The organism is Paenibacillus sp. FSL P2-0136, assembly GCF_037975325.1.
Lineage (GTDB): Bacteria > Bacillota > Bacilli > Paenibacillales > Paenibacillaceae > Paenibacillus_AQ > Paenibacillus_AQ silagei.
Genome location: NZ_CP150244.1, coordinates 6,902,562 through 6,916,588 on the forward strand (window position 1 = coordinate 6,902,562; position 14,027 = coordinate 6,916,588).

At 53.0% G+C, this 14,027-nt stretch carries 8 protein-coding genes; 1 reads left to right on the plus strand and 7 read right to left on the minus strand.

The window, feature by feature from the left end:
* Positions 1-29: 29 nt before the first annotated feature.
* The 3 genes from NYE26_RS29410 to NYE26_RS29420 form a co-directional block, all read right to left on the minus strand.
* Positions 30-950, minus strand: coding sequence for a nucleotidyl transferase AbiEii/AbiGii toxin family protein (locus NYE26_RS29410; RefSeq protein WP_339257655.1), 921 nt, complete (start codon positions 948-950; stop codon positions 30-32).
* The gene (locus NYE26_RS29415; protein WP_339252117.1) at positions 951-1,727 is read right to left on the minus strand and encodes a type IV toxin-antitoxin system AbiEi family antitoxin domain-containing protein; all 777 of its coding nucleotides are present in this window, start codon (positions 1,725-1,727) and stop codon (positions 951-953) included.
* Positions 1,728-1,868: 141 nt separating this feature from the next.
* Positions 1,869-4,832 carry an ABC transporter substrate binding protein gene (locus NYE26_RS29420; RefSeq protein ID WP_339252119.1) on the minus strand — a complete coding sequence of 988 codons (2,964 nt, stop codon included), beginning with the start codon at positions 4,830-4,832 and terminating at the stop codon, positions 1,869-1,871.
* 219 nt (positions 4,833-5,051) lie between these two features.
* On the opposite strand from NYE26_RS29420, the gene NYE26_RS29425 reads away from it, so the two are divergent.
* Positions 5,052-6,029, plus strand: coding sequence for a LacI family DNA-binding transcriptional regulator (locus tag NYE26_RS29425; RefSeq protein ID WP_339252121.1), 978 nt, complete (start codon positions 5,052-5,054; stop codon positions 6,027-6,029).
* 829 nt (positions 6,030-6,858) lie between these two features.
* Here NYE26_RS29425 and pgmB read toward each other — a convergent pair.
* The 4 genes from pgmB to NYE26_RS29445 form a co-directional block, all read right to left on the minus strand.
* On the minus strand, positions 6,859-9,912 hold the full coding sequence (pgmB, locus tag NYE26_RS29430; protein WP_339252123.1) for a beta-phosphoglucomutase: 3,054 nt from the start codon (positions 9,910-9,912) through the stop codon (positions 6,859-6,861).
* Between the two features lie 48 nt (positions 9,913-9,960).
* On the minus strand, positions 9,961-11,052 hold the full coding sequence (locus NYE26_RS29435; RefSeq protein WP_036728111.1) for a carbohydrate ABC transporter permease: 1,092 nt from the start codon (positions 11,050-11,052) through the stop codon (positions 9,961-9,963).
* Positions 11,052-12,167, minus strand: a complete 1,116-nt coding sequence (locus tag NYE26_RS29440) for a sugar ABC transporter permease (RefSeq protein WP_051478249.1) — start codon at positions 12,165-12,167, stop codon at positions 11,052-11,054. The genes NYE26_RS29435 and NYE26_RS29440 overlap by 1 nt, the downstream gene beginning before the upstream one ends.
* Before the next feature lie 136 nt (positions 12,168-12,303).
* The gene (locus NYE26_RS29445) at positions 12,304-13,734 is read right to left on the minus strand and encodes an ABC transporter substrate-binding protein (RefSeq protein WP_339252126.1); all 1,431 of its coding nucleotides are present in this window, start codon (positions 13,732-13,734) and stop codon (positions 12,304-12,306) included.
* Positions 13,735-14,027 lie beyond the last annotated feature (293 nt).

A 14,027-nucleotide genomic window follows, 5' to 3' on the forward strand; every position in this document is an offset into this window, starting at 1 on the left:
AAGGTTTCCTTTGTGGTGCTCGGGTTATTCTAGTTATTGCCCCACTTCAATAATTGATAATTCCAGTCTCCAAAAAAATCTTTATCGTCAAGCACGTTATGATAAACAGGACCGAGGAAAGTATGTATCAATTCCACTGCATCTCGGAATGTGGGTGAGTGTTCCAATTTCAGATTTCTTATAAATGCTTCCCACATCGCATTTCTGCGTCTATCTGTATAGAATTCAGCTGTAAAAACGACATGTCTTCTTTCAGTCAGAGTAGCTCTCCGTTTAAACGTCTCAGACACCGCTTCATATAACCGAATCCCTTCAAACGGCGTAGTGGTAGCAAGCGTATAGATATCAAAGAAATCCTTCATCCTGCTATTCACCAAAGAGAGGGAAATCATAGCTTCGAATTTCTCCGCAATAACAGATTCATTCGTATACACCAAGATTTCCGGCCTATCCATAACAGATAACAGGACAGGAAAATCGATGGTTTGGGGACTTGGTATGATTACATCACCAAAACCAATATCGAGTTGGAGTACCTCCTTCATATTGCCAAGCAAACAAGGCACCTTGATTCGCACACCTTCATACTCTGAATCCTCTTTGATGATTTCAGATACGGTTTGATCTGTAAGAAATATAATCCCATCTTCAACATCGTCGGGTTGCAACTTACATATAGAAGAAATGATGGTTGTCAACATCGTTATATCCTGATTCATTCTCCAGCCTGAGAAATCCATATCTCTTGTGGGTCTGGATTTAAATTGGGTTATAGAATATAAATACACTCCACCTTTAAGAATGAAATTATCTTTATAATTAGACATCGATAAACGTTTCAAAAAGCGTTCCTGAAAATAAATCATAGAAATCACATTGAAGGTTTTTTTATGATCTCGGGCAACATTTTTTAGTCTGGCAATAATTGAAGCAGCAGTATTTGTAACTATCTACAGCACCTCCAGATAACTATCCAAAATTGATCTTACCCTCAGTTTATCTGCATATCTAAGCAGTCGGGTGTAATTCTTTCTTTTACCGGAAGAGTAGTTATTGAGACTTTCTTTCACAACATTTGCATCCAGCTTATTTCTGTATTTCACGATATCGCAAATGGTCCGCTCCAGATTGTATACATTGATAATATGACCTTCCTTATCGATTTGTTCAACGCCCATAGTAAAGGAAACATCGTCGTATGAGAAAAGTCGGATAGGCGGATGTTCCGGGAGCAAAGGCTTTCTGGACTTACGGGATACCGCAAAATTATATTCACCCGGAGTATACGTAGTGATTTCATGGTGGGCAAGAGCTGAGTACAAACAAAGGACACCATTAGGCACAAGGAGGGAAGCCTCCACGATCTCATCTACAACATAATTAATATCCCTAAGCGCATAGAGTCCACGTTTCAGTCTGATAATCTCCCCCCTTTCTTCGAGCTTACGAAGCTTGTAGTAGCTGACCTGATTTTCTTTGAGAATGGTGCCGTTGGCAATCCCATTATATGTTTTAAACAGATCTATAACCTCCGGATAGAGTTCAGCTTCAGCTTCACTCCCAGTCGCAGACTTGATAGCCTCTATAAGCCCATCCAGATTTTTTATATTAGGATAACGATAAATTAATTCAAAAAAATCCTCTTGTTGCATATTGAGATGCTCCAAAATCTCTGAAAATCCTTTTTTAATATGAATGTAATCTATATCTCCAGCTTCAGACACCATTAACACCTCCTCAAAATAAATGTACTCACATTCAAATAAGTGTGTACACTTAAGTGTGAATTATACCTTTATCATTAGAATTTATCCACTATTTGTACACACATAAGATAATTAAAATACATTTCCCATACCCAGTTCACCTCAACCCACCATCCGCCCAGCCACCCAGCCCGCGACCTCTTTCTCCGGAATAGGCTTGCTGATATAGTAGCCCTGAATCTTGTCACAGCGGGTCCGCTCCAGAAAAGCAAGCTGCTCCGGGGTCTCCACCCCTTCAGCCGTAACGTTCAGTCCCATATCATGGCCGATGGTGACGATGGAGCTGGCCAGCGACCTATTGTTCGGGGTATCGATGCTGTCGATAAAGGACTTGTCGATCTTCAGGGTAGTAATCGGGAGCTGCTTCAGATAGCTGAGTGAGGAATAGCCCGTTCCGAAGTCATCCAGCGCAATGCCAATCCCCCTCTCCTTGAGCGCCTCCAGCTTGGAGCTGATCGCCTCGAAGGATTCCATGAAGATGGATTCTGTAATCTCCAGCTCCAGATACTCCGGCGCAAGCCCGGTATCCTCCAGCACGCTCAGCACCATCTCCGTGAAGTCATCCAGCATCAGCTGAATGACCGAGATATTAACCGAGATATGATAGCCCTCATAGCCCTGATTCTGCAGATCCTTGGTGAACCGGCAGGCGGCGCGCAGCACCCACTCCCCTATGGGGACGATCAGGCGGCAGTCCTCGGCAATGCGGATGAAGGATAAGGGGGAGACGAAGCCGAGCACCGGGCTGTTCCAACGGATCAGCGCCTCGAAGCCCCAGAGCTCGCCGGAGCCGGTATCCACCAGCGGCTGGTAATGCAGCGACAGCTCATTATTGGATACCGCGCTTCTTAAGTGATTCTCAATAATCATCCGTTCGTCAAAATACTGCTGCATCTCCTGCCCGTAGATCATATAACTGCCCTTGCCCGCTTCTTTGGCCTTATACATGGCAATGTCGGCATTCTTCAGCAGCTCCTCCGCACTCTTCCCGTTCTCCGGGTATTGGGCAATCCCGATACTGGCCGTGATATGCACCACACTTGCATGAAGCTGGAACGGCTCCATGAAGCCCTGTACCAGGGAATCCGCATAGCGGATTACCTCACCTGCCCCCGCCACATCCTTGAACAGAATCACAAACTCATCGCCGCCGAAGCGGAAATGCTTACTGCGCCCGTCAGAGCGGCTAAGCAGCCGTTCCCCGACCTGCACCAGCAGCTCATCCCCGAAGGTATGGCCCATGGAGTCATTAATGTACTTGAAGTTATCGAGATCCAGGAAGAACAACGCCGCATGGCCGCCGGAATGCTCTTCAATGAACCGCTCCAGCTCCTCGGATAACGACAGCCGGTTCGGCAGACCGCTAAGCACGTCATTATAAGCCAGCAGCCGGTACTTCTCCTCACTGGTCTGCAGCAGCGCCTGATTCTCCACCACCTTGTTATACTGCTCCAGCAGCTCATCCTGCAGGGCAGTCAACTCCTCATAGGTCGATTCCAGCTCCTGATAGCTCGTCTGCAGCTTACTCTCATAACCCTTGCGGTCCGTGACATCCACCATTGACCCGGCAAACCGGATATATCCGCCGCCCGCATTACGCAGCACCTTGCCCCGGGCCTGAAACCACTTGTATTCGCCTGCCTTGCTCCGCATCCGGTATTCAGCGTAGTAGTAAGAAGAACGACCCTCCAGATGCTGGATGCGCAGCCGGTTCTCCTGCTCGGCATCCTCCGGATGGAGAATATCCCGCCAGCCGCCGCGGCTCTCATTCAGCTCATCCCGGGCATATCCTAGCACCTCATACCAGCTGTCCGAGAAATAATAGATCATCGTAGACATATCAACGTCCCAGATTACCGCATCCGAGCCGTAGGTTGCCAGGCTGAAGCGTTCATTGCTTTTTTCCAGGTTGCTTCTAATCCTTCTGACCAGCTGCACATAGAATAACAACACCAGAATGAAGGCCACCAGCACCGCAAAAGCAGCCACAATGCTCAGCACCAGCACCTTGTACGTCTGATAGAAGGAGAACGGCTCGTTAATCACTTCGCTGCCCTTCGGCAGCTTATCCGGTGATATCTTGAACCGCTGCAGCTCATTGTAATCAAACACCTTGCGTACATTACTGTCGGTCACCACCGGGATATCCCCGGCACGCTCCCCCTTCAGGATACGCAGCGCCAGATCGGCCGCCGTCTGCCCCTGCATTCTGCCGCTGATCAGGCTCCCGCCGAAGGCGCCATGATTCAATGCAAAATCATAGATATGATACACCGGAACACTGCTGCTCTTGCCCAGCTCGCTTGCGAACCTGTCGAACTCCACAATTCTTCCGGTAGAGTCACTATAATATGTAGTCATCAGCACAATACTGTCCGGGGACAGCGCCGATGCTGTAGCTTTGATCTGTTCCATGGACATGCGGTTCATCGGGAACAGCGCAAGCCCCGGATTCAAGGAGCTAATCTGATCCATCACCATCCGGCCGGTTGACAGCCCGCTCTCCGAATTATCGAAGACGACATACACCTTTTTCAGCAAAGGGTTAAGGTCCATGGCCATGCGGATGGTGGGCGCTGCATCGATTTTCTCAATAACGCCTGTCATGTTGCGCTTATCCGGTAGGCTGTCCACCCCCAGCTCGTTGACCCCGCTGAAAATAATCGGAGCATCGTTCAGAAGCTCATGGCGATACTTCATCGCGAAGCTCAGCGCCGCATCGTCCGTTGTGATGATCGTATGAATAGGGATGTTCTGATACTTGAAGCGGATGGTTTCGTAGAAATGTTCGAGGTTCCCCTGCGTGGGGTACCTTTTCCAGTCCATATATTCAGTGTAGATGACGGGGGGATTAGCTGTGCCCTTGAGACGGTCCTCTATTCCGGCACTTTGGTCATCGGTCCAGGCAAAGCCCTTCTGATAGGAATGCAGCACCAGCACGTTCCGGTCGGGAAGCTCCTCGGCTGCAGCGAATACAGCTCCTGCCGGGGCTGTTGTACACAGGAAGATCAGCAGAGGCACAAGCAAGCTTCTTAACAACCTGAGATGAATATGATCTACACTCATTCGCACACTCCCGTTCATCTATCTCATAATCGGAATCTGACAAGTAGAAGGATAATGTATTCATGGGGCTTCATTACGGGGACTGCTTTGATACAATTATAGGGGGAAAAGATGTTTTTAGAAACAACAAAAAGCGACAGCAGGCGTCGATATTGGACAGAGCCGACCGCTCACGTTAGAATGAATCTGCAGTTGACTGCTCAGACAGGAGGCCAGGCCATGCCGACCATCAAAGACGTTGCGCTGAAGGCTGGCGTATCGGCAACCACCGTATCCCGGGTACTGAATAACAGGGGTTACTTAAGCGAGGAATTGAAGCACAAGGTGCACCAGGCGATGGAGGAGCTGAATTACCGGCCGAACGAACTGGCCCGCTCCCTTAGCCGCTCGAAATCCAACATCATCGGACTGATTATTCCGCATGTGTCTTTGCCTTTTTTCGGCGAATTAACCAGTCATATTGAAGAACATGCCTACCGGGAAGGCTATAAGCTGCTTCTCTGCAATTCGTGGCAGGACAAGCAGAAGGAACAGGAATACATCCACATGCTGCGCGCAAGCCGGGTAGACGGGATTATTATGGGCAGTCATACGCTGGAGGTTGATGCCTACCGGCAGATGAATCTGCCGCTGGTGACGTTCGACCGGCAGATCTCACCGGATATCCCTTATGTCTGCTCGGATAATTATGAGGGAGGCAAGCTGGCTACCACTCTTCTGATTCAAAAAGGCTGCCGGCACCTCGCCCATATCGGCGGGCATCCCAAGCTGAATATCTTATCCCATCTGCGCTGCGTGGCCTTCGAGGATATGGCGAAGCAGCACAGCCTGGAGTACGTTACCCTCCATACCGACAACAACAGCTTCGACTTCGAAGCTTACGAGCAACTGCTAGGGCAGCTCTTCCTGGAGCATCCTGAGGTGGACGGGATTTTTGCGGGCAGCGATATCATCGCGGCCTATGCCCTGAAGGCCTGCCGCACCAGAGGACGGCGCGTCCCGGAGGATGTGAAGATCGTCGGCTACGACGGCATCATGCTCCGCAGCCTGCTCGACCCGCCGATCACCACCATCCGCCAGCCGATGGAAGCGATAGGCCAGCTGGCCGTGGACCTAATCCTGCAGCAGGTGCAGGGCCACAGCGTAGCCGCTGCGCACATTCTGCCTGTGGAGCTGGAGGAGGGGGCTACTACTTGAGGGAGCTACAACCCGGAAAGGCTGCCACTTAAAGTAGGTGGGGGCTGAGGGTTTGCTGGCTGTACCCGATAAATGCGCGAGTGGTAAGGTACTTAACTGTATTCCGTACAACTAAATCATCCGATGTGCCGCCGAAAATCCACTTAGCTGTATTTCGTACAACTAAAATTCCAGCTGTGGCTGGTTATCACCCATTTGGGCAAATTTAGTTGTACAGACTACACTTAGAAGAGGAAATCCTGCCATTTTACGGTTTTTAATTGTACAGAATACATCTATCAACGAAAGTTCGCTTCGAACTAAACTCCAACCATCGCCGCATTTATGAATGTATTCACTTCTTTAGAGCTCATGCCCTGCTAGCCAAAAAGCCTCTGCATACCTGCAGAGGCTTTTTTAAAAATCTCATAGTAAATAGTGTTTAATTATGAAGACAGCAACTTTTGAGTAAATAACGTTCTATTTCTCGCCAGCATATTGTATTCAGTTTTTCGCATACATTGGACCCGCTCACCTTTGCGCCACCAATTGTATTCAGTTTTTCGCATACATTGAGCCAATGTGCCCTCTCGCCGCAATTTGTATTCGGTTTTCCGCATACATTCGGCCCACTAGCCCTCGCACTAGCACATTGTATTCGGTTTTTCGCTTACATTTGGTCCGCACACCTTCGCGTCACCAATTGTGTTCGGTTTTCCGCATACATTGCGGCCGCGTGCCTTCTCGCAGCACAATGTGTTCGGTTTTTCGCATACATCTAGCCACGCGCCTGCTCCCTTACTATACAGACAACAAACTCGCTGCCTGATCCCCCCCCCTCCGCCAGCGGCTAACGCGCGAACAGCTTAAGCAGCTTCCCGGCGTCCAGCTCCGCCGTAGTGGGCAGCACCAGGTCGGCCGCGCCAAGCTGCTCGGCCGACCCAATACCTACAGCCTTCATGCCCGCCGCCCGGATCGCGGCCACGCCTGCGGCTGCATCCTCCACGCCGATGCAGTTGCCCGGCGGAACACCCAGCCGCTCTGCCGCCTGCAGGAAGATCTCCGGATCGGGCTTGCCCTTCCGGAGCGCAGCCGGGTCGGCAACGGCCTGGAACCACCGGGCTGCGCCGAGGCTCTCCAGAATGAGCGGCGCATTCAGGCTGGCCGAGGCCAGCCCCACGGAGATTCCCCGCTCATGCAGGGAATCGAGCAGCTCCCGGATCCCCGGCAGGAGGTCCGCCGGGGTGATACGGCCGATCATCTGCCGGTAATGATCGTTCTTCTGCTCCGCCAGCCGGAGCTTCCCGGCTTCAGGCAGCTTCGCAAGGCCGCTGCCCTCCAGCACAATCTCCAGCGATTCCATCCGGCTGACGCCCTTCAGCCGTTCATTCTTTTCCCGGCTGAAGGGGATACCCAGCTCATCCGCGAGGGCCTGCCAGGCAAGATAATGAGCTTCGGCGGAATCCGTAATCACGCCGTCGAGATCGAAGATTACGGCCTCCAGCCGCTGCGCCAGCGAAATCCTCACCGGCTCCTGCGGAAGCAGCTGCAGCGCCTGCTTCTTATGCCTGATCTCAAGCGCCGTCCCCTCCAGCAGCGTATACACTACCGCCTCACGTTCAACGAAGATATCCAGCAGCTGACCGCCTACTGTAACCTTGAAGCGGTAGCTCTCCCACTGCTCCGGCAGGACAGGGGCAAAACCCAGTTCTCCCTGAGACAGCCGCATGCCGCTGAAGCCGTTCACAATCGACATCCAGGACCCGGCCATCGCTGCCATATGCAGCCCGTCCTTGGCATTGTGGTTGATATCGTCCAGATCCATCCGTACTGTGCGGCTGAAATAACGGTATGCCCCGGCCAGATCGCCGATCTCCGCAGACATAATACTGTGGATGCAAGGAGACAGCGAGGAGTCATGCGTCGTCAGCGGCTCATAATAATGGTAGTTGCGCAGCTTATCCGCCAGGCTGAACTTGTTTCCGAGCAGGAACAGAGCCATTACCAGATCGGCTTGCTTCAGCACCTGATGCCGGTAGATCACCAGCGGGTGGTAGTGAAGCAGCAGCGGATACTTATCCGCAGGAGTATGCTCGAAATCCCATTTTTGCTTACTCAGAAAGGTATCATCCTGGGCATAGATCCCGAGCTGCTCGTCAAAAGGAATAAACATCCGTACTGCGGCCTCTCTCCAGCCCTCTGCCTCTTCGGGAGTTAACCCGATCGCCTGCCGCAGCCGTTCGTAATCCGCGGGATAGTCCCGCTGAAGCAGCAGAGCTGTCTCATAGGCATACTGGAGCTGATCCTGCACCATGAGGTTGGTGTAAGCATTGTTATTGACAATCGCCGTGTATTCATCCGGCCCTGTTACTGCATCGATGCAGAAGGCCCCTCCGCGCGCGGAGTTATAGTGGCCCAGATCGGCCCAGAACCTTGAGGTCTCGAACAGCATCTCCGCACCCCGGCTAACCAGAAATCCCATATCGCCTGTGGCCTGGATATATTGCTTCAGGCCGTAGGCAATGTCCGCATTGATATGCGCTTGGGCAGTGCCTGCGGGGAAGTAGGCGGAGTTCTCCTCGCCGTCAATGGTCCGCCACGGGTACAGCGCCCCCTTCTGCGACATGACCGCTGCCTGCTCTCTGGCCTTGCCGAGCGTAGCATAACGGAATTCCAGCAGCGCACAGGCGATCTCCGGCTGCGTGAAGGTGAAGAACGGCAGCATGTACATCTCCGTATCCCAGAAATAATGCCCCTCATAGCCTTCGCCGGTCAGGCCCTTGGCTCCGATATTCGTTGCTCCGTCCCGGCCCACGGATTGCAGCAGCTGATAAGCATTGAAGCGGATGCCCTGCTGGAGTGCAGGATCACCGCTAATCTCAACATCCGCATGTGCCCAGAAGCTGTCCAGATACGCCTGCTGCTCCCCGGCCAGACCGGCGAAGCCCAGCTCCTTGGCCAGCGCCAAGACTTCAGCACTCCGGCCGGGCAGCTCCTCCTCCCCGGAATCTCTGGAGGTATGATACGTTATATATTTGGTTAGCGTCACCGTCTCTCCGCTGCGGACAGCAGCGGCGTAACAGACGGAGATGCGCTGCCCGATCAATTGGTGGCTCATCTCCCGCCCGGACTTCGCCTGCAGCGCATGGCTGACAGCGGTCAGCAGCGCAAACCGCGTGTGGCGGGTGCGCTGCTTCATCCACAGCCTCCCGGAGGCTTCGTCATAACCGGTATCCTCCAGCAGCAGGCTGGGCACCGCACTGCCCGCTCCCAGCCTTGGATCATCCGTCGCCTCCGGCCGCCGGATCTCGCCGTCCACCGCAGAATCGAACTTCAGTGTCCCGGAGAAGTTCAGCGCCGTCACCGCATAGTCGATAGCGGCCAGATGCTTATGCGTCAAGGCAACCATCCGGCGGATCACCAGCAGTACCCGGTGCCCGGCGGGAGATTCCCACTCCAGCTCCCGGTGCAGCATACCGCTCCGCATATCCAGCCGGCGTTTATACCGGTGCAGCTTCCCCTGATCCAGCCGGAATTCATGGCCTTCGATGCTGAGCCGGATGATACGGGCATCGCTCACATTCAGCATAGCCTGGTTGCGGGAGGGGTACCCGAAGGCTCCCTCAGGATAGACAACCGGCTCAGAATCAAAGAAGCCGTTCAGATAATTTCCGGCTACCGAAGCCCCCGCCTTGCCGTGATAGCCTTCCTCGAAATTCCCGCGCATACCGATATAGCCGTTGCCTAGTGCAAAGACACTCTCGCTCCGCTGATTGTATTCATCCTCGTAGTGTTCCTCTTCAATACTCCACTCTCTGTAAGGGTATAAGGGGGAAGGATACTCACAGGACTTCATCTTTATTTTCATCTCCGTATTTATCTCCGTATTTGTCTCCGGTCTCATCTTCGTATTCTCCTCCCGATTGCCGGCTTCTCTTGTCCCAGCCGCAGATCAGCCTTTGACTGAGCCGCCCATCAGACCCCGGACGAAATACTTTTGCAGCAGGAAGAAGATCGCCAGCGGCATCAGCATCGAGATAAAGGCTGCCGAGGTCAGCAGATGCCAGTCATTGCCGCGCGAGCCGACCAGATCGGCGATCTTCATCGACATGACCTGAACCGACGGCTGGTTCCCGATGAAGATCAGCGACACCAGATAATCATTCCATACCCAGAGGAACTGGAAGATCCCGATGGAAGCGAGCGCGGGCACGGACAGCGGCAGAATCAGTCTGCTGAAAATAGTAAAGTGGCTGGCGCCGTCAATAAAAGCTGATTCAAACAGATCCTTCGGCAGCTGGCTGATGAAGTTGTACATGAAGTACGTAACCAGCGGCAGCCCGAAGGCCGTATGTGCCAGCCAGATTCCAAGATAACTGCCGTTCAGCCCAAGCGCCGTGTAATCCTTGAGTACCGGAATGAGCGCAACCTGAATCGGAATGACCAGCATCGCAATAATAATGACGAACAGCGTCTTGCGTCCGGGAAACCGTAACCAGGCGAAGGCATAGGCGGCAAAAGAGGCGATCAGCACAGGAATCACCGTCGCCGGAACAGCAATCGTCAGTGTATTCCAGAACGCCTGCGACAATCCGCTCCCCTTTTGCACCGTTTCACTGCCGTCCGCTTCCTTGAGTGTGTACTCCTTGCCGGACAGCACATTCTTATAGTTGTCGAGCGTGAGGTCAGGCACCGCCTGCCAGCCCTGCTCTTGCATATTCACCGTGCGTGCCCTGCGGTTCTCCCACATCAGGCGGCTGCCATCCGCCTTCACCCCTGCCTTGAGCTGTTCATCCGTATAGGTCTTGCCGTTCACCTCAATCGGCTCCCGCAGATCAACCTCCTTGGGAAGCTGCACCGTCCCGCCCGCTTTCCATTCCTGATGGGGGAACACCTTCCACCAGCCCGTCTGCAGAATATCCGCTGCGGGACGGAAGGAGGAGGCGAAGAGTCCGAAGGTCGGCAGAATCCAGAGGAAGCAGATGACGCCCAGAATCAGATTGACGGCCGTTTTGCTGCCCTTTTTTTTCTTGGTGCCCACCATTAGAATCCCCCCTGCTTGCGGAACTGCCGCAGATTAATAAGGATAACAGGCAAAACCGCGATCAGGAGCACGATAGCCAGCGTAGAGCCGTAGCCGAAGTTGCGGTACATGAAGAATTGCCGGTAGAACTGCGTCGCTACAACCTCTGTATCGTATTGACCGCCTGTCATCACCATGACAACGTCAAATATTTTCAGCGTAAAGACAATAATCGTGGTGGTCACCGTCAGAATCGTCGTAGAGATGTAAGGAATCATGATGCCAAAAAAGATCTTCACCTCACCCGCGCCATCCACCCGTGCAGCCTCCAGAATATCCTCGGGCACTCCTTTGATGGCCGCTGAGAAAATAACCATCGCAAACCCCGTCTGCATCCAGATCAGAATGATAATAAGGAAGAAGTTGTTCCACGGCTGCAGCATACTCGTCCAGGCCTGCGGTTCACCGCCGAAATAGGTCACAATCGCATTCAGCAAGCCAATCTGCTCATCGCCCGGCTGATAATAATAGACGAACTTCCAGATGACCCCGGCGGCAACAAAGGAAATAGCCATCGGCATGAAAATAATCGATTTGGCGATCCGCTCATAGCTGCTCCGGTCGGCAAGAATGGCAATCAGCAGCCCGAAGCAGACACAGGCCAGCGTGCCTACGAACACCCAGAGCAGGTTGTTGCGCAGAGCCGTAGCCATCAGACGGTCGCTGAAGATGGCGGCATAATTGCTGAGTCCGACGAACTTCTCGGAGGAAGCGTTGAAGAAGCTTAAGTACAGCGTCCGCAGGGCGGGCAGAATCAGCAGCCAACCGAGAATAAGGACAGCCGGTCCGACAAAAACATATGGCAGCACCTTCCTGCGGACATGGTCCGGGTACTGCTCCACGGCCCAGGTCAAGGTGTAGTAGATCAGATATACGCCCAGCACGCCCCACAACACTGCGAGCACCGCTGTCAGCAGCGGTTGAAGCGTTGAATCGCGGAAAAACAGGAAAATCAGCCCGTTGACCACAATATTCGCAAGCAAGACGCCCAGCGATAGCAGGACTGCCCTGCCGCTGATTCTCTGATTGGCCTGCGCCCCGGCGGCACCCGGCTCCGGCCTTATTTGTGCATCCATATCGGTTCCTCCTATAGGCTCTGTTAGAGCAGAGCCCTCTTCATAAGCACCCGTTACCACCAGCTGAGGGGCAGGCCTGATTGCTCAAGACCGCCCCTTCAACCTCTTGGTGTCTAAGTCCCGTGCTGCCTGCTTCTTAGTTCTTCCAGCCTGACTGAATCTGCTCCAGGGCCTGATCCAGCGTAGCCGTTCCGCTCACATAGTCAGTCATGCCCTTCCAGAAGGTACCTGCACCCACCTTGCCTGGCATCAGGTCCGAGCCATCGAAGCGCAGGGTCGAAGCGTCCTGCACCAGCTTCGCCATCCGGCGGTCGGATTCGGACTGGTACCAATCCAGGGAAGCATCATTCATCGGGGCAATGACACCGCCGGATTGCACCCAGCTTTTGATCGATTCGCCAGTAGTGAAGAACTCCATTACAGCGCGTACTTCAGGGCGGTCATTGAACATAGCGTAGATGTCGCCTGCCACCAGGACCGGCTTGCCGTACTGCTCATCAATCGGCGGAAGATAGAACCAGTCATAGTCTGTATCCACCTTAGCCGTTTCCGGGAAAAAGCTGGTAATGAAGTTCCCCATCAGGTTGAACCAGGCTTTGGGCGGATTGTCGAACATCGGCTTCGGAGCATCGCCAAATGCAGTAGTGACAATGGATTTAGCACCGCCGTAGACATAATCCTTATTCAGCCAGATCTTGGACATCACTTCCACCGCGTTCTTCACTTCCGGCGAGGTGAACGGAAGCTCACCGCTTACCCACTTATCGTAATTCTCAGGCGTCGTGGTCCGCAGCATGATGTTCTCTACCCAGTCGGTTGCCGCCCAGCCGGTTGCCGCGCCGCTCTCAATACCGATTGCCCAGGCTGGATCACCGTCTTTGGCGATTTGCTCCGTCAGGGCCATCATTTCATCCCAGGTCTGCGGAACCGTGTATCCCGCTTCGTCAAATTGCTTCTTCGGATACCAGACCAGGCTCTTCACATTGCTGCGGTTCCAGATCCCGGCCATAATCTTGCCATCCTTGCCGTCCATGGTGGACATATCCAGCCAACTCTTATTGTAATTGGCCGTCAGCTTCGCCTGATCCAGCACCCCGGTCAGATCGATGACCTTGCCGGTCTTGGCAATAGAGGCCAGCAGGCCCGGCTGCGGGAAGTCCGCGATATCCGGCGCATTGCCGCCATCGACCCGGATATTAATCGTAGCTTCGAATTCCTTGGAGCCTTCGTATTGAATATCAATGCCGGTTTTCTCTTCAAATTCCTTAATGCTGCTCTCGAACTTCACCTGGTCCGCATCGACAAACGGGCCGAACATCGTGACCTTCGTGCCTTTATATTCACCCTTCATTGCCAAATCCAACGGGCTTCCTGCCGCAGCGGGATCTGGACTATCTGTTGATTCTGCGTTGTTATCTGCCGATGGTGCTGCTGTGGGAGCTTCTGTAACCGCCGGGGCCTTCGTTGGCGCAGCGGTGTTATTGCCGCCGCAGCCGCTGAGCATCATGGTGAAGGATAGACACAACACCATCGCAAGTGACAGTTTACGTGCTGGAGCTTTCTTCATTGTTTCATACATCCCCTTTAATTGTTTTTAGAGACTGCATTGAACCAGCTTCATTACCGGAACCCCTTCCGGCAGAGCAGTAACTCACCCCCTTATAGTAATTCACAGACAACAGGCACCCACACCCATTAACAACGCTAATTCAAACGTACATTCTCCATATCCCACAATAATGTATGCGCTTCCAATAGTCAGTTAGTACCTTCTTCTGTGGATAAGGTTTCTGAAACAGTTCCTGAAACGGTTCCCGAAACGATTCGCTCACATTCCTCTAACGCGTCACTCTGAAAAGC